At 70.2% G+C, this 17,682-nt stretch carries 14 protein-coding genes; 13 read left to right on the forward strand and 1 reads right to left on the reverse strand.

Translation table 11 applies throughout. The annotated features are described in order from the left end of the window. Positions 1-29: 29 nt before the first annotated feature. Complete coding sequence (locus EDF48_RS17125) at positions 30-2,534, reverse strand: hypothetical protein (RefSeq protein ID WP_131881487.1); 2,505 nt, start codon at positions 2,532-2,534, stop codon at positions 30-32. Between the two features lie 135 nt (positions 2,535-2,669). Between EDF48_RS17125 and otsA the strand changes: the two genes are divergently transcribed. The 13 genes from otsA (at position 2,670) to EDF48_RS17190 (ending at position 17,240) form a co-directional block, all read left to right on the forward strand. Next, positions 2,670-4,262, forward strand: a complete 1,593-nt coding sequence (gene otsA, locus EDF48_RS17130) for an alpha,alpha-trehalose-phosphate synthase (UDP-forming) (protein WP_123292265.1) — start codon at positions 2,670-2,672, stop codon at positions 4,260-4,262. Further along, entirely contained in the window at positions 4,255-5,037 is a 783-nt protein-coding gene (otsB, locus tag EDF48_RS17135) for a trehalose-phosphatase (protein WP_131881489.1), read from the forward strand. The genes otsA and otsB overlap by 8 nt, the downstream gene beginning before the upstream one ends. Before the next feature lie 93 nt (positions 5,038-5,130). After that, positions 5,131-6,825, forward strand: a complete 1,695-nt coding sequence (ilvD, locus tag EDF48_RS17140; protein WP_123292267.1) for a dihydroxy-acid dehydratase — start codon at positions 5,131-5,133, stop codon at positions 6,823-6,825. A gap of 47 nt (positions 6,826-6,872) precedes the next feature. Continuing rightward, entirely contained in the window at positions 6,873-8,696 is a 1,824-nt protein-coding gene (locus tag EDF48_RS17145; RefSeq protein WP_123292268.1) for an acetolactate synthase large subunit, read from the forward strand. Further along, on the forward strand, positions 8,693-9,193 hold the full coding sequence (gene ilvN, locus EDF48_RS17150) for an acetolactate synthase small subunit (protein WP_022907763.1): 501 nt from the start codon (positions 8,693-8,695) through the stop codon (positions 9,191-9,193). The genes EDF48_RS17145 and ilvN overlap by 4 nt, the downstream gene beginning before the upstream one ends. 51 nt (positions 9,194-9,244) lie before the next feature. Beyond that, complete coding sequence (gene ilvC, locus EDF48_RS17155) at positions 9,245-10,270, forward strand: ketol-acid reductoisomerase (protein ID WP_111085939.1); 1,026 nt, start codon at positions 9,245-9,247, stop codon at positions 10,268-10,270. A gap of 212 nt (positions 10,271-10,482) precedes the next feature. Continuing rightward, entirely contained in the window at positions 10,483-11,673 is a 1,191-nt protein-coding gene (locus EDF48_RS17160; RefSeq protein ID WP_123292269.1) for a mannitol-1-phosphate 5-dehydrogenase, read from the forward strand. Between the two features lie 61 nt (positions 11,674-11,734). Continuing rightward, positions 11,735-12,199 carry a hypothetical protein gene (locus tag EDF48_RS17165; RefSeq protein WP_111085937.1) on the forward strand — a complete coding sequence of 155 codons (465 nt, stop codon included), beginning with the start codon at positions 11,735-11,737 and terminating at the stop codon, positions 12,197-12,199. Beyond that, on the forward strand, positions 12,196-12,576 hold the full coding sequence (locus tag EDF48_RS17170; RefSeq protein WP_123292271.1) for a hypothetical protein: 381 nt from the start codon (positions 12,196-12,198) through the stop codon (positions 12,574-12,576). The genes EDF48_RS17165 and EDF48_RS17170 overlap by 4 nt, the downstream gene beginning before the upstream one ends. 78 nt (positions 12,577-12,654) lie before the next feature. Continuing rightward, on the forward strand, positions 12,655-14,244 hold the full coding sequence (gene serA / locus EDF48_RS17175) for a phosphoglycerate dehydrogenase (protein ID WP_123938753.1): 1,590 nt from the start codon (positions 12,655-12,657) through the stop codon (positions 14,242-14,244). Continuing rightward, the gene (locus tag EDF48_RS17180; protein ID WP_123938754.1) at positions 14,244-15,314 is read left to right on the forward strand and encodes a 3-isopropylmalate dehydrogenase; all 1,071 of its coding nucleotides are present in this window, start codon (positions 14,244-14,246) and stop codon (positions 15,312-15,314) included. Before serA ends, EDF48_RS17180 begins: the two co-directional genes overlap by 1 nt. 15 nt (positions 15,315-15,329) lie before the next feature. Further along, entirely contained in the window at positions 15,330-16,439 is a 1,110-nt protein-coding gene (locus EDF48_RS17185) for a branched-chain amino acid aminotransferase (RefSeq protein WP_131881492.1), read from the forward strand. 30 nt (positions 16,440-16,469) lie between these two features. Further along, entirely contained in the window at positions 16,470-17,240 is a 771-nt protein-coding gene (locus EDF48_RS17190; protein WP_123292275.1) for a fumarylacetoacetate hydrolase family protein, read from the forward strand. The last annotated feature ends 442 nt before the right edge of the window (positions 17,241-17,682 follow it).

Genomic DNA, 17,682 nt, shown 5'->3' on the forward strand with positions numbered 1-17,682 from the left:
GGCCGGCCGTCGTCGCGTTCGGTGGTGCGTCAGTAGGCGGAGACGAGCTTCCCGTCCTCGACCTTCAGGTACTGGTACACATCGAAGCTGTCCTCGCCGTGCTCCTCGTCCCCGAAGTACGAGGTGTAGTCGTACTCGACGACACCGTCCTTCGTGCTCTGCACCATGACCGTGCCCGAACCGGAGGCCTCGACCTCGACCTCGGGCATCGTCGTGACGTCGTAGCGCACGGCACCATCAGCGTCGTACGGGCCGTACCAGGGGCACCCGCTCAGCGCGCTGAGGTCGGTCTTCGTGGCGCAGTCGTCGATCAGGTCGGTCACGTACTGCTCGGCGTCCTGCTGCAGCGCCTTCGTGGCGGTGGGGGTGAAGTCGACGTACCCGGACGACGTCGCGCCGACCGACACCTGCTCGGTGCCGCCGGTGAAGTACTTCGTCCCGCCGACCTGCACCTCGTAGGTGCCGGGGTAGGCGAGCGAGGTGAACCGGCCGTCGCTGATCTCACCGATCTCCTTGCCGCCGACCGTGACCGGGGCGCCCTCGAGCACCTCGGACGCGGTCAGGGTGACGGTCTGGGCGAGCGGCTCGGTGACGCGCCACTCGTCCTTCACCAGGAACGAGGTGCCGGTGCGCCGGAGGCTGACCTGGCCGGAGCGGTTCTTGCCGTCCTGGGTGTAGCTGATGGTGGCGAGGGCGCTGTCTCCGCTCGTCGAGACGCGGCCGACGCGGATGTCCGACGGGCGGTCCTTCGCGCTCTTCAGCACCGCGGTGTCGAGCATGGCGGCGTCGGACGGCACCTCGCTGAGTCGGGCGGCGGTGTCGGCGTCCCCGCTCGCGATGGCCTGCACGTAGGACTTCACGGTCGGCGCCGGGCCCCACACGTTGGCACGGAGCACACCGGTGGTGACGGCTCCCGCGATGACGACGACGACCACGGCGCCGCCGGCGATGAGCGAGCGGACCAGGACCTTCTTGGCGCGCGGCGACATCGGAGCGGGCGTGGGAGCGCCGCCGCCGACGAAGGGCTGTTCCGGCTGACCGGGGTGGCCGACGCCGGGCGTCGCCGCCCACGCTGCTGCCGCCGGGTCGCCCGCGGGCGCCGCCGACGGGAACGCCGGGTCGGCCGACGGGAACGTAGGGTCGGCCGGCGGGAACGCCGGGTCGGCCGGCGGGAACGCCGGAGTCGCTGCCGGGGAGGTCGGTGCGGCCGCCGGGCGCGGGTCCGCTCCGACGAGGCGCGAGGTCCGCAGCACGACGCCACCGCCGAGGCGGGGGAGCAGCACGGGCGCGAGGTACCGTGCCACGGCCTCGATCGCGCCGCCCCACAGCGCGAACACGAGCGGAGTCCACGGTGCGATCCCGATCGAACCGGTCCCGCTGACGGCGCTGATGCCCGTCGCCTGGTAGGACACCAGCCCGGTGCCGAGCACGAAGAGCAGGAGCCCGAGGGCGAACCAGACGACCGGGGTCACGACCCAGTCCAGCGTGGTGCGGAACCGGTCGTTGCGGCGGACAGCGAGTGCGAGGCCCGCGACGACCGAGGTCACGACGACGAGCAGGACGACGAGCCAGGTCCAGCCGCCGGCGCCGCCGAAGACCGACGCCGTGCTGCCCGCCGACCCGAAGCCGGACAGCCCGACGCCGCCGAAGAAGCCGAGGGCGGTGAGGCCGACCGCGACGTTGCCGACGAGCACCGGCAGCGCTGCGCCCCATGAGGGCTGTGCGACCAGGGCGACGACGATGACGACGACCGTCACCAGCACGACGAGCACCGTGAGCTGCGACGCCGCGACGCGCAGCGTGCCGAGGACGCGACCGGCGAACACGTTCCGGCCGAGCAGGGCCGACGGGCGTGCGAGCACCGCGGCGAGTGCGCCGATCACGAAGGCCCCGAGGATGCTGCCGAGGCCGACCGCGTGCACGGGGTCGATGGAGGCGCCGGAGACGGCGGGGAACCGGATGGCGAGGATGCCCGCGGCGGCGTTGGTCAGCACCGTGGTCACCAGCCCGGACAGGACGGCGGTCAGCAGGATCGGGGTGCGCCCGAGGCCGCGGGTGCGGATGCGACGGGTGAGCACGACGGCCAGCACGACCTGCGCGGCGAGCACGAGCGCCGGGACGACCGCGAGTGCGCCCGACCCCGACCCGAGGAAGCCGATCGAGCCGGACAGGTGCAGACGGCCGAGGTCGGCGAGGGCGACGAGCTGGGCGGGGGTGCCGAGCAGGACGCTGACCCCGGACAGCAGCGACTGGACGTCGGGGGTGCTCCCGGCGCCGAGGTCGGTCCCGGTGCCGGTCGACCCCGACCCGACGGAACCGGATCCGCCCGCTGCCAGCACGGCGACGGTGAGGAGCAGTGAAATCGCAGCGACCACGTAGGCGGCGACCCAGCCGCCGACGGCGGCGAGCACGGCGGCCAGCCAGTCACGGCCGGACACGGACCGCAGCAGGCGACCGAACGCATCCGACGACTGCGGGCCGGGCTGCCCCGGCGGGACGGGCGGGACGGGCGGGTTCGGCGGGTTCTCGCTCATGGCTGGTGGGTCCTCTCCGACCGGGAGGCCGATGCCGCACGCCAGCACCCGTGTCCCCCCGACACGCACCCGCAGCGTACCGGAACCCGCCGATCCGCCGTGAATCCGCTGTCCGGGCGCTGGTAGATTCCCACCGTGTCTGCGCCTTCTCGTTCCTCCACCAAGTACGCCTTCGTCGTCGCCTCGAACCGCCTGCCGGTGGACCGGGTCGTCGACCAGGACGGCAACGAGGGATGGCGGCACTCGCCCGGTGGCCTCGTCACCGCCCTCGAGCCCGTGATGCGCGCGAACGACGGGGCCTGGGTCGGCTGGGTCGGCCAGCCCGAGGTCGAGGTCGAGCCGTTCGACAACGAGGGCATCCACATCGTGCCGGTCCCGTTGTCCGACGACGACGTCGAGGAGTACTACGAGGGCTTCAGCAACGACACCCTCTGGCCGCTGTACCACGACGTCATCGAGCACCCGAGCTACCACCGCGACTGGTGGAACGCCTACAAGCGGGTCAACGAGCGCTTCGCCGCCCAGATCGCCGAGATCACCGAGCAGGACGGCATCGTCTGGGTGCAGGACTACCAGCTGCAGCTCGTGCCGGCACTGCTCCGGGCCAAGCGTCCCGACCTGACGATCGGCTTCTTCAACCACATCCCGTTCCCGCCGGTCGGCATCTACGCCCAGCTGCCCTGGCGCGCGCAGATCCTGGACGGCCTGCTCGGCGCCGACGTCATCGGCTTCCAGCGCCACGACGACGCGAGCGACTTCCTCCGCGCGGTCCGTCACATCAAGGGCTACACGACGAAGGGCCAGACGATCGACGTCCCGGTCGACGACCCGGATGCACCGCGCAGCCGCAAGGGGATCACGGTCCGCCACGTCGAGGCCCGGCACTTCCCGATCTCGATCGACGCCGAGGCCTTCGAGGACATCGCGCGCCGTCCCGAGGTGCAGGAGCGTGCCCGCGAGATCCGCGAGAGCCTCGGCAACCCGAAGACGGTGCTGCTCGGGGTCGACCGCCTCGACTACACCAAGGGCATCCGGCACCGCATCAAGGCCTTCGGCGAGCTCGTCGAGGACGGCCGCATCAAGGTCGAGGACGCCGCCCTCATCCAGGTCGCGAGCCCGAGCCGCGAGCGCGTCGACACCTACGCCACGCTCCGCGACGAGATCGAGCTGAGCGTCGGCCGCATCAACGGCGACCTCGGGGTCATCGGCCACCAGCCGATCTCGTACCTGCACCACGGCTACCCGCGCGAGGAGATGGTGGCGCTCTACCTGGCCGCCGACATCATGCTCGTCACCGCACTGCGCGACGGCATGAACCTCGTAGCGAAGGAGTACGTCGCGGCCCGCTTCGACAGCGACGGGGTGCTCATCCTGTCCGAGTTCGCCGGTGCCGCCGACGAACTGAAGCAGGCCGTCATCGTCAACCCGCACGACATCGGCGCGCTGAAGGACAGCATCGAGCGCGCGATCGAGATGCCGCGCCGCGAGCGCTCGACACGCATGCGTGCGCTCCGCAAGCGGGTGCGCGACAACGACGTGGCGCGCTGGTCGCGCTCGTTCCTCGAGGCGCTCGACCGGCACGCGCCGCGGAACGCCCAGCTCGACCCGTCCGCCACCGACCCGGCGGACCGACACCGTGAGGCGCAGACCGACAACATGTCGATCTTCGACCAGGACGCCCAGTCCGCCAGGGCTGCCGAGGACACCCGGGAGGCACGTGATGACTGAGACCACCACCGACCAGACCGCCATCGACGCGGCTCTCGAGACGCTCGCGGCTGCGCCGCGACTCATCGTCGCCCTCGACTTCGACGGCACGCTCGCGCCGTTCGCCGACGAGCCGTCGCAGGTCGGCGCCCTGCCGGGCTCGTGGGCAGCGGTCCTGACCCTGCACCGTGCGAAGGACACCGAGGTCGTGCTCGTCTCCGGTCGCCCGCTCGGGAGCCTCGCGGCCGTGTCGCACGCGCCGCAGGACATGGCGCTGGTCGGGTCGCACGGTGTCGAGTGGCGCGTGGACGGCCACGACGAGGCCGCCCTGACCGACGACGAGGTCGCCCGCGTCGCACGCATCGGTGCGGCGCTCGACGAGGTCGGCGCGCGGTACCCGGGCGTCGTCATCGAGCACAAGCCGGCCGGCCACGGCGTGCACACCCGTCGGGTGAGCGCCGAGGTCGCCGCGCAGGCGAACGCCGACGCGAGCCGTGCGGCGCACGAGGCCGACGCCGACGTGCTCGAGCGCGGCGGCAAGGACATCGTCGAGTTCGCCGTCCGGCACGTCACGAAGGGCGACGCGATCGCCCGGCTGCGCGAGCTCCACGGTGCCGACGCGGTGTTCTTCGCCGGTGACGACGTCACCGACGAGGACGGCTTCCGCGTGCTCGGGGACGGCGACGTCGGCGTGAAGGTGGGCCCGGGGGAGACCCGTGCCGGGTACCGCATCGCGGACCCGGAGGCCCTGACCGGCGTCCTGAAGCAGCTCGCGCGCCTTCGTGCGACGCGCTGACCAGGGTGATCCGGGCCTCCCGTCCGCCACGCGGAAGCATGCGAACGCATGAAGGTGCGCGACTGGTATCCCAATCGGTCCTAGACTCGCTCCATGCCTGATATCGACGTCAAGCCGCGCAGCCGGGTCGTCACCGACGGGATCGAAGCAACCACCTCGCGTGGCATGCTGCGGGCCGTCGGTATGGGAGACGAGGACTGGAGCAAGCCGCAGATCGGCATCGCGTCCTCGTGGAACGAGATCACGCCCTGCAACCTCTCGCTCGACCGCCTCGCGCAGGGCGCCAAGGAAGGCGTCCACTCCGGCGGTGGCTACCCGCTGCAGTTCGGCACCATCTCGGTCTCGGACGGCATCTCGATGGGCCACGAGGGCATGCACTTCTCGCTCGTCTCGCGCGAGGTCATCGCCGACAGCGTCGAGACCGTCGTCAACGCCGAGCGCCTGGACGGCACCGTCCTGCTCGCCGGCTGCGACAAGTCCCTGCCGGGCATGCTCATGGCCGCCGCGCGCCTCGACCTGGCGAGCGTGTTCCTGTACGCGGGTTCGGTCATGCCGGGCTACGTGAAGCAGGCCGACGGCACGATGAAGGAAGTCACGATCATCGACTCCTTCGAGGGCGTCGGTGCCTGCAAGGCCGGCACGATGTCCGAGGAAGAGCTGAAGAAGATCGAGTGCGCCATCGTCCCGGGCGAGGGCGCCTGCGGTGGCATGTACACGGCCAACACCATGGCGAGCGTGGCCGAGGCCCTCGGCATGTCGCTGCCGGGCTCCGCCGCCCCGCCGAGCGCCGACCGCCGCCGTGACTACTACGCGCACCGCTCCGGCGAGGCCGTGGTGAACATGCTCGAGCACGGGATCACCGCCCGCCAGATCCTGACGAAGGAAGCCTTCGAGAACGCGATCGCCGTGGCGATGGCCCTCGGCGGCTCCACCAACGTCATCCTGCACCTGCTCGCCATCGCCTACGAGGCCGAGGTCGAGCTGTCGCTCGACGACTTCAACCGCATCGGTTCGAAGGTCCCGCACCTGGCCGACATGAAGCCCTTCGGCAAGTACGTCATGGTCGACGTCGACCGCAACGGCGGCATCCCGGTGATCATGAAGGCGCTGCTCGACGCCGGCCTGCTGCACGGTGACTGCCTCACCGTCACGGGCAAGACCGTCGCCGAGAACCTGGCCGAGATCGACCCGCCGGCGCTCGACGGCGAGGTCTTCCGCACGCTCGACAACCCGATCCACGAGACCGGCGGCCTGACCGTCCTGCAGGGGACCTTCGCCCCCGAGGGTGCCGTGGTGAAGACCGCGGGCTTCGACGCCGAGGTGTTCGAGGGCCCCGCGCGGGTGTTCGACCGCGAGCGTGCCGCGATGGACGCCCTCACCGAGGGGAAGATCCAGAAGGGCGACGTCGTCGTCATCCGCTACGAGGGCCCCAAGGGCGGCCCGGGCATGCGCGAGATGCTCGCCATCACCGCAGCCATCAAGGGCGCGGGCCTCGGCAAGGATGTACTACTCTTGACCGACGGACGATTCTCAGGCGGCACAACCGGCCTGTGCATCGGCCACATCGCACCCGAGGCAGTGGACGCAGGTCCAGTTGCCTTCGTGCGCGATGGCGACCGCATCCGTGTCGACATCGCGGCTCGCTCGCTCGACCTACTGGTCGACCCGACCGAGCTGGAGGCCCGCCGTGACGGCTGGGCCCCGCTGCCCCCGCGCTACACCCGCGGAGTCCTCGCGAAGTACGCCAAGCTCGTGAAGTCCGCCGCCCAGGGCGCGGTCACGGGCTAGCGTTCGACACACGCACCATCGCCACCTCTCCAGGCAAGGACCACCTCATGCCCACGGAAGCAACTCCGCTGTCCGCGGCCGCCGGTGCACGCCGGTCGCCGGAGATCCTGACCGGCTCGGGAGCCGTCCTCCGGACGCTCGAGCACCTCGGGATCACCGACGTCTTCGGCCTGCCGGGCGGTGCCATCATCCCGTTCTACGACGAGCTCATGGCGTCGAAGACGATCCGCCACATCCTCGTCCGCCACGAGCAGGGCGCCGGCCACGCCGCCGAGGGCTACGCCTCGGCGTCCGGCAAGGTCGGTGTCGCCATCGCGACGTCCGGCCCCGGTGCGACGAACCTCGTCACGGCCATCGCCGACGCCTACATGGACTCGGTGCCCTTCATCGCGATCACCGGCCAGGTGTTCTCGACGCTGATGGGGACCGACGCGTTCCAGGAAGCCGACATCGTCGGCATCACGATGCCGATCACGAAGCACTCGTTCCTGGTCACGGACCCGGCCGACGTGCCGGCGACCCTGGCCGCGGCGCACCTCATCGCGACGACCGGTCGGCCCGGCCCCGTGCTGGTGGACATCACGAAGGACGCCCAGCAGAAGTCGGCGCCCTACGTCTGGCCGCCCAAGATCGACCTGCCCGGCTACCGACCGGTCACCAAGGCGCACGGCAAGCAGATCACCGCGGCCGCGCAGCTCCTGGCCGAGGCCGAGCGTCCGGTGCTCTACGTCGGCGGCGGCGTGATCCGCTCCCGTGCGACCGCCGAGCTGCTCCGCTTCGCCGAGGCGACGGGTGCGCCCGTCGTGACGACGCTGATGGCACGCGGCGCCTTCCCGGACTCGCACCCGCAGCACCTCGGCATGCCCGGTATGCACGGCACCGTCCCGGCGGTGCTCGGTCTGCAGGACAGCGACCTGATCATCGCGCTCGGTGCCCGCTTCGACGACCGCGTGACGGGCAAGGCCGACGAGTTCGCGCCGAACGCCAAGGTCGTGCACGTCGACATCGACCCGGCCGAGATCTCGAAGATCCGCTTCGCCGACGTCCCGATCGTGGGCGACGCCCGTGAGGTCCTGGTCGACCTGCTCGACGCGTGGGGCGGCATAGCCGTCGACGACCGCGCCTCGACGGCCGACTGGTGGACGAAGCTCCGCCAGCTCAAGGTCGACTTCCCGCTCGGGTACGCCGAGCCGACCGACGGGCTGCTCGCCCCGCAGGCCATCATCAAGCGCATCGGCGAGCTCTCCGGACCCGAGGCCGTCTACGCCTCGGGTGTCGGACAGCACCAGATGTGGTCGGCGCAGTTCATCAAGTACGAGCGCCCGAACGCCTGGCTGAACTCCGGCGGCGCGGGCACGATGGGCTACTCCGTCCCCGCCGCGATGGGCGCGAAGGTCGCCCAGCCGGACCGCGTGGTCTGGGCGATCGACGGCGACGGCTGCTTCCAGATGACGAACCAGGAACTCGCGACCTGCGTCATCAACGACATCCCGATCAAGGTCGCGATCATCAACAACTCGTCGCTCGGCATGGTGCGGCAGTGGCAGACGCTGTTCTACGACGGTCGTCACTCGTTCACCGACCTCGAGACCGGCCACGACTCGCGCCGAGTGCCCGACTTCGTGAAGCTGGCGGACGCGTACGGTGCCCTCGGCATCCGCGTCGAGAAGGCCGACGAGGTCGACGCCGCCATCCAGCTCGCACTCGAGACGAACGACCGCCCCGTGGTGATCGACTTCGTCGTGAGCCGTGACTCGATGGTCTGGCCGATGGTCCCGCAGGGAGTCAGCAACTCGTCCATCGAGTACGCCCAGGCCCTCGCACCCACCTGGGACGATGAGGACGCCGACATGACGGGGGAAACCGCATGAGCCACGTCCTGTCCCTCCTCGTCGAGGACAAGCCCGGTCTGCTGACCCGCGTCGCGGGCCTGTTCGCCCGCCGCGGGTTCAACATCGAGTCGCTCGCCGTCGGCAACACCGAGGTCGACGGCCTCAGCCGGATCACCGTCGTCGTCGACGTCGAGGACCTCCCGCTCGAGCAGGTGACGAAGCAGCTCAACAAGCTCGTCAACGTCATCAAGATCGTCGAACTGGACTTCTCGCAGTCCGTCCAGCGCGAGCACATGCTCGTGAAGGTCCGCGTCGACAACCAGACACGGTCGGCCGTGCTCGAGGCAGTGAACCTGTTCCGCGCACAGGTCGTCGACGTCGCGAACGACTCGCTCATCGTCGAGGTGACCGGAGACCCCGGCAAGATCCAGGCGATCCTCCGCGTCCTCGAGCCCTACGGCATCAAGGAGCTCGCCCGTGCGGGACTCCTCGGCATGGGTCGCGGACCGAAGAGCATCACCGACCGGGTGCGCTGACCAGCGGTCCGCCACCCCCACAATCCACCAGAACCAAGGAGACACACCCTCGTGACTGACATCGTGTACGACGCCGACGCCGACCTGACGCTCATCCAGGGCAAGAAGGTCGCCGTCATCGGGTACGGCTCGCAGGGCCACGCCCACGCCCTCAACCTCCGTGACTCGGGTGTCGAGGTCAAGATCGGCCTCAAGGAGGGCTCGAAGAGCCGCCAGAAGGCCGAAGAGGCCGGCTTCGAGGTCCTCACCCCGGCCGACGTCACCGCCTGGGCCGACGTCGTCGTCATCCTCGCGCCGGACCAGGTCCAGCGCATCGTCTACGCCGACGACATCCGTCCGAACCTCAAGCCGGGCGCCACGCTCGTCTTCGGCCACGGCTTCAACATCCGCTTCGGCTACATCGAGGCGCCCGAGGGCGTCGACGTGTCGCTCGTCGCCCCGAAGGGCCCGGGTCACACCGTCCGTCGCGAGTACGAGGCCGGCCGCGGCGTCCCCGTCATCGTCGCCGTCGAGGTCGACGCGTCGGGTTCCGCCTGGGACCTCGCCTGGTCGTACTCGAAGGCCATCGGTGGTCTGCGCTCCGGCGGCATCAAGACGACCTTCACCGAGGAGACCGAGACCGACCTGTTCGGCGAGCAGGCCGTCCTGTGCGGTGGCACCTCGCAGCTCATCCAGTACGGCTTCGAGACCCTGGTCGAGGCGGGCTACCAGCCGCAGATCGCGTACTTCGAGGTCCTGCACGAGCTCAAGCTGATCGTCGACCTGATCTGGGAGGGCGGCCTCACCAAGCAGCGCTGGTCGATCTCCGACACCGCCGAGTTCGGCGACTACGTCTCCGGCCCGCGCGTGATCTCGCCCGACGTCAAGGAGAACATGAAGGCGGTGCTCGCGGACATCCAGAACGGTGCCTTCGCGAAGCGCTTCATCGACGACCAGGACGCCGGCGCACCCGAGTTCAAGGCGCTCCGCGCCAAGGGCGAGGGCCACCCGATCGAGGCGACCGGCCGCGAGCTCCGCGCGCTCTTCGCGTGGAAGCAGAACGACGGCGACTACGTGGACGGCTCGGCAGCGCGGTAGTCTTCCGAGGAACACTCGATGACGAGGCGGCGGTGCAGCCCTTGCACCGCCGCCTCGCGACGTGACCCGAACGTTATGCAGCAGCTCTTCTCCAGCCCCGACGCCGTGGACCGGCGTCCCGTCGGCGTGCGCCCGGACGATGTGCGACAGCCGTCGTCCGCGGTCCGCACGAGCGGTCAGGGGCGGACCGACCAGCATGGGATGATCATCGGATGGCGGTGACGAAACGAGCGGTCCACATCGGCGCCGGCAAGATCGGGCGTGGGTTCGTGGGCCAGTTCCTCGTGGCGAGCGGCTACGAGCTCACCTTCGTCGACGTCGACGACCGTGTGGTGTCCGCGTTGAACGAAGCCGGACGCTTCGTGGTGCACGAGGTCGGCGAGATGCCGGTCGAGCACCTCGTCTACGGCTTCCGGGCGCTCAGCAGCAAGACCGACCGCGACCGCGTGATCCAGGCGATCGCGGAGGCGGACGTCGTGACGACCGCCGTCGGTGCCCGGACGCTCCCGCTCGTCGCACCGCTCATCGCCGAGGGACTCGCGGCACGTCCGCTCGAGCGCGGCGACGTCACGATCGTGGCGTGCGAGAACGCGTTCAACGCCACCGACTCCCTGCACGCGAGCATCCGGCGTGCGCCGGTGCTCGAGGACCGCGACATCGCCGCGGTCTTCGCGAACTGCGCGATCGACCGCATCGTCCCCGACCAGTCCGGCGTGCTCGGGCAGTCCGGCGGCCTCGACGTCGTGCTCGAGCCCTTCTACGAGTGGGTCATCGAGCGCACGCCGTTCCTCGGTTCCGACGCCGAACCCCCGACGATCGAGGGCGTCACCTGGGTCGACGACCTGCAGCCCTTCGTCGAGCGCAAGCTCTACACGGTGAACACCGCGCACGCGACGGCCGCCTACCACGGCTACGTCCGGGGCATCCGGCTCATCCGCGAAGCCCTCGAGGACGACGCCGTCCGTGCCGAGGTCGACGGCGTGCTCGCCGAGACCACCGCGCTGCTCGTCGCGAAGCACGGCTTCGACCCGGAGGACCACGCTCGGTACGTCGCGGCGAACCTGTCGCGCATCGCGAACCCGCACCTGCCCGACACCACCGTGCGCGTCGGCCGCAACCCGCTCCGCAAGCTCGGCCGACGCGAGCGCTTCGTCGGTCCCGCCGCGCAGCTCGCCGAACGCGGGTTGCCGGTCGAGCACCTGCTCGGGGCCGTCCGCGTCGCGCTCGCGTTCGACGACGAGAACGACCCGGAGTCGATCGAGCTGCACGCGCTGCTCCGTTCCGGCGCGACGGCGCACGCGCTCACCGAGATCCTCACCGGCCTGATGGAGAGCCACCCGCTCTTCCCCGCCGTGCGGGACGTCGTCGCCGAGGTGCTCGCGACGCAGCCCGCCGACGCCTGAGCGCACGTCCCACCGGGAACCCGTGGTCTCCCCGTGCGCCGGTCCCTCGTAGGATCGAGGCATGAACACGGCAGCATCCCCACCCGACGGGTCGGTCGACCCGGACGTGACGAACGCCGTCGACCACGACGACGAGGCGCTCAGCTGGGGTGACGCCGACGACGCCACCCACGTCGACGCCGCGCACAACCCGGTCGCCGTCAAGGACCGTGGCGACCGCGACCCCGAGGCGCCGGAGACCTCCGGCGCCCTCGTCGGGTTCGGCGTGTTCGGTGGGCTCTACCTGCTCTACACGGTCGCCTGGCTGCTGACGGCGTCGACCTCGTACGTCTCGGGTGTCGACACCGTCCTGACGGTCTTCGTCGAGGTGCTCCGGTTCCTCGCCATCCTGGCGCCGGCGCTGTGGTTCACGGTGGTGCTGTGGGCCGCCCGCGGCAGCCGGACCCGGACACGACTGCTCTGGATGCTGCTCGGAGCCGTGGTGCTGTTCCCGTGGCCGTTCCTGCTGACGCGGAGCTTCGGGTGACCGCCGCGACGCCGGTCGGCCGCCGGTCGCGCGGCCCGGTCGTCGGCCGCATCGCGGTCTGGCTCGTGTTCGCCGTGCTGTTCGCCTACATGACGGTGCAGGCGGTGGGGAACCTCACGCAGATCTCGCAGCGGGTGGACGAGTTCAACGCGTTCCTCGCGACCACCTCCGGTGGCGAGTCGCTGCAGGCCAGCACGCCCTGGGTGTGGTTGGTCCTGGACATCCTGATCGCCCCGGTCGCCTTCGTGGTCGCCCTGGTGATCACGCGCCGTGCGCGGCTCGCGGTCACCCTCGCCGTGTTCGTCCTCGCCTTCGCGGCGGCGGGCGCCCTCTGGCTCGACCTGCAGCTGTTCGTGCCGAGCCTGCTGCAGTTCTAGGCGCCCGCGGTCGTAACGGGCCGCGCACGTCGATAGCATGGTGGGATACCAACCGTCTCTCGTGAGGAAACAGCAGCTGTGTCGAAGCCGGTCGTCCTGATCGCCGAAGAACTCTCGCCCGCCACGGTCGACGCCCTCGGGCCCGACTTCGAGATCCGGAACGTGGACGGCACCGACCGCCCCGCGCTCCTGTCGGCCCTCGCCGACGCGGATGCCGTGCTGGTGCGTTCCGCCACCAAGGTCGATGCCGAGGCGATCGCCGCGGCCCCGAACCTCAAGGTCGTCGCCCGTGCCGGTGTCGGCCTGGACAACGTCGACATCAAGGCGGCGACCACCGCCGGTGTCATGGTGGTGAACGCGCCGACGTCGAACATCATCTCCGCCGCCGAGCTCACCGTCGGGCACATCCTGTCGCTCGCCCGCCACATCCCGGCCGCGCACGCGTCGCTGGCCGCCGGTGCGTGGAAGCGCTCGTCGTACACCGGCGTCGAGCTCTACGAGAAGACCGTCGGCATCATCGGTCTCGGCCGCATCGGCGCGCTCATCACGCAGCGCCTGCAGGCGTTCGGCGTCCAGGTGATCGCGTACGACCCCTACGTCACGACGGCCCGCGCCCAGCAGCTCGGGGTCGAGCTCGTCTCCCTCGACGACCTGCTGCGGCGTGCCGACTTCGTCACCATCCACATGCCGCGCACCCCCGAGACCCTCGGCATGATCTCGGACGACCAGTTCGCGCTCATGAAGCCGACGGCGTTCGTCGTGAACGTCGCCCGCGGCGGCCTGATCGACGAGGACGCCCTGCACCGTGCACTGACCGCGAACACCATCGCGGGTGCCGGTCTCGACGTCTTCGTGTCGGAGCCCCCGAAGGACTCCCCGCTCGTCGCGCTGCCCAACGTGGTCGTCACGCCGCACCTGGGTGCCTCGACGGACGAAGCGCAGGAGAAGGCCGGCGTCTCGGTCGCCAAGTCGGTGCGTCTCGCGCTCGGCGGCGAGCTCGTGCCCGACGCGGTCAACGTCGCCGGCGGCGTCATCGACCCGTACGTCCGCCCCGGCATCCCGCTCGTCGAGAAGCTCGGCCAGGTCTTCACGGCCCTCGCGACGTCGCCCGTCACGAGCATCGACGTCGAGGTCCACGGCGAGCTCGCCGAGTACGACGTCAGCGTGCTCAAGCTCGCGGCGCTCAAGGGCGTCTTCACCGACGTCGTCAGCGACCAGGTCTCCTACGTCAACGCCCCGCTCATCGCGGAGCAGCGCGGTGTCACCGTGCGGCTCATCACCGAGACCGACAGCCCCGAGTACCGCAACGTGCTCACGATCCGCGGCGCCCAGTCCGACGGCCCCGCGATCAGCGTCTCCGGCACGCTCACCGGCCCCAAGCAGGTCGAGAAGCTCGTCGAGATCAACGGGCACGACGTCGAGGTCCCGCTCGACCGGCACCACGTCGTCATGGAGTACGTCGACCGCCCGGGCATCGTCGCGGTCTACGGCAAGGAGTTCGGCGAGGCCGGCATCAACATCGCGGCGATGCAGATCTCGCGCGAAGCCGCCGGCGGCCAGGCGCTCAGCGTCCTCACCGTCGACTCGCCGGTGCCCGCCGAGATCCTCGAGCACGTCGGCCGGGCGATCGACGCCTCCTCGCTCCGCGAGATCGACATCACGCTCTGATGGCCGTCCGGACGCTCCAGCTCGCGGTGATCCGCGGGGACGGCATCGGTCCAGAGGTCGTCGACGAGGCCCTCAAGGTCCTGCACGCCGTGACCCCGGACGACCTCGTCATCGAGGAGACTCCGTTCTCCCTCGGTGCGACGCGCTACCTCGAGACCGGTGACATCCTCACCGAGGACGACCTGTCCGCCATCGCGTCGCACGACGCGATCCTGCTCGGAGCGGTCGGTGGGGACCCCCGCGACCCCCGGCTCGCCGGCGGGATCATCGAGCGTGGGCTCCTGCTGAAGCTGCGCTTCGCGTTCGACCACTACGTCAACCTGCGACCGACCAAGGTCCACGACGCCGTCGCGACGCCGCTCGCCGACCCGGGCGCGGTGGACTTCGTCGTCGTGCGCGAGGGCACCGAGGGGCCGTACGTCGGCAACGGCGGAGCGATCCGGACGGGCACGCCCCAGGAGATCGCGACCGAGGTCTCGCTGAACACCGCGTTCGGTGTCGAGCGGGTCGTCCGCTACGCCTTCGACCTGGCGAACCGTCGTGCACGGAAGCACCTCACGCTCGTGCACAAGAGCAACGTCCTGGTGCACGCCGGGGCCCTGTGGCAACGCACGGTCGCGGCCGTCGGGGCGGAGTTCCCGGACGTCACGGTGGACTACCAGCACGTCGATGCGGTCACCATCCACATGGTGCGGGATCCTGCTAGGTTCGACGTCATCGTCACCGACAACCTCTTCGGCGACATCATCACCGACCTGGCCGGCGCGATCAGCGGCGGCATCGGTCTGGCGGCCTCGGGCAACATCAACCCGGACGGCACCTTCCCCAGCATGTTCGAGCCGGTCCACGGCTCCGCGCCGGACATCGCGGGTCAGCAGAAGGCCGATCCCACGGCCGCCATCCTCTCCGTCGCACTGTTGCTCGACCACATCGGTCGCAGCGACCTGGCGACGGCGGTGACGCGGGCCGTCGAGGCGGACCTGGCAGACCGGGGCACCACGCAGCGTCGCACGGCCGAGATCGGCGACGCCATCGCCGCCGCGGCCACGGCACGCACCACCACCGCCTGAGAAGGAGCCCTCCCCATGAGCACCGACACCGCCTTCGGACTCGAGTTCGCCACCACCCCGTCCGCGGACCGTCGCGCCGCCGCCGAGCGCGAGGAGATCCTCGCCGACCCGGGCTTCGGCAAGCACTTCACGGACCACATGGCCACCGTCGAGTGGACGCTCGACGGTGGTTGGCACGGTGCCTCGATCCACCCCTACGGCCCGCTCTCGCTCGACCCGAGCGCCAGCGTGCTGCACTACGCGCAGGAGATCTTCGAGGGGCTCAAGGCGTACCGGCACGCGGACGGGTCGGTGTGGTCCTTCCGCCCGGACGCCAACGCTCGTCGGTTCCAGCGGTCGGCCCGTCGGCTGGCACTGCCGGAACTGCCGGTCGAGGCCTTCGTCGAGTCGATCCGGCAGCTCGTGCAGACCGACGTCGACTGGGTGCCGTCCGCGCCCGAGACGAGCCTGTACCTCCGGCCGTTCATGATCGCGACCGAGTCGTTCCTGGGGGTGCGTGCGGCGCAGGCGGTGGCCTACCACTGCATCGCGAGCCCGGCCGGGGCGTACTTCACCTCGGGCCCGAAGCCGGTCTCGATCTGGCTGTCGACCCAGTACGCCCGCGCCGGCAAGGGCGGGACCGGTGCCGCCAAGACCGGTGGCAACTACGCGTCGTCGCTGCTGCCACAGCAGGAGGCCTACGAGCACGGGTGCCAGCAGGTCATGTTCCTCGACTCGGTCGAGGGCAAGTACCTCGAAGAGCTCGGCGGCATGAACGTCGTGCTCGTGAAGTCCGACGGCACGCTCGTCACGCCCGACTCCGACTCCATCCTCGAGGGCATCACGCGCGACTCGATCCTGCAGTTGGCAGAGGACCGCGGGCTCACGGTCGAGAAGCGCCGGGTGACCCTCGACGAGTGGCGTGACGGTGTGGCCGACGGCTCCATCACCGAGGCGTTCGCCTGCGGGACGGCCGCCGTCGTGACGCCGATCGCGGAGCTCCGCGGCGAGGGCTTCACGATCGGTTCGCCGACCGAGGGCGCCGGGGAACTCACGATGTCCCTGCGCGACGAGCTCACCGACATCCAGTACGGCCGTCGTCCCGACCCGCACGGGTGGATGACGAAGCTGACCGAGGCGTCCTGATCGAGGCTCGGTCGTGGGTAGGGTCGAACGGTGAAGATCGCACGGTTCAGCAGCAAGGGTGAAGACCCCCGGTACGGCATCCTCGACGAGCGGCACCTGGTGGTGCTCGCCGGAGACCCGATGTACCAGGGGTTCGAGACCACGGGGGAGCGCGTCGCACTCGCCGACGCCAAGCTCCTCGCCCCCGTCATCCCGCGGTCGAAGGTCGTCGGGGTGGGGCTCAACTACCTCGAGCACGCTTCGGAGATGGACGAGCGCGCCGGCGACGACCCGGTGGTGTTCCTCAAGCCGAACACCTCGGTGATCGGACCCGACGAACCCATCCGTCTGCCGGCGGACATCGGCCGCGTCGACCACGAGGGCGAACTCGCCATCGTGATCGGATCGCTCGCCAAGAACGTCCGGCGCGAGGACTTCGCGAGCGTCGTGCTCGGGTACACGATCGCCAACGACGTGACCGCCCGCGACCTGCAGGCCCGCGACGGCCAGTGGACCCGTTCGAAGGGGTTCGACACCTTCTGCCCGCTCGGCCCCGTGATCGAGACCGAGATCGACCCGTCGGACATCCGCATCGAGACCCGCGTGGACGGCGACCTGCGCCAGGCGGGCTCGACGAACGAGATGGTCCACGACATCCCCTCGCTGGTCGAGTTCGTGTCGTCGATCTGGACCCTGCTGCCCGGTGACGTCATCCTGACCGGTACCCCCGCCGGGGTCGGCCAGATCCGCGACGGCGAGGTCGTCGAGGTGACGATCTCGGGCATCGGCACGCTCAAGAACCCGGTGATCGCGCGCCACTGACCCGGCTCGTCAGCCCACGGCCCGTTCCCCCTCGGGGGAGCGGGCCGTTCCGCGTTCGGCGCCGTTCCGGGCGACACGCCCGGGATGCGGCCTGGCTTGGCGCAGCCGTTCGTCCCTGCGTAAAGTAATCACTCGTTGCCACGGCGGCGGAGAACGGAACGGCTGAGACGGTCACTGGGTTTACCCGGGGATCTTGTCCGCCACGGTTCTTCCCCGGGCAGCGGATTCACCAGCCTCTCTGGCGGAGCATCTTCGGGTGTCGAGCGGGGGAGTGCGTCTGGTCCTTGAGAACTCAACAGCGTGCACATTGTCAATGCCAATTTATTGATTGACCTCGTGCCTGGGCGGCTTCGGTTGTTCAGGTCATGATGCAATTCCTTTTGGATTGAAGATTGTCAGTAGACAGTCAACAGTCAGAATCAACTCGGTCTGATGCCCTTTG

This window comes from Curtobacterium sp. PhB191 (assembly GCF_004346515.1).
GTDB lineage: Bacteria > Actinomycetota > Actinomycetes > Actinomycetales > Microbacteriaceae > Curtobacterium.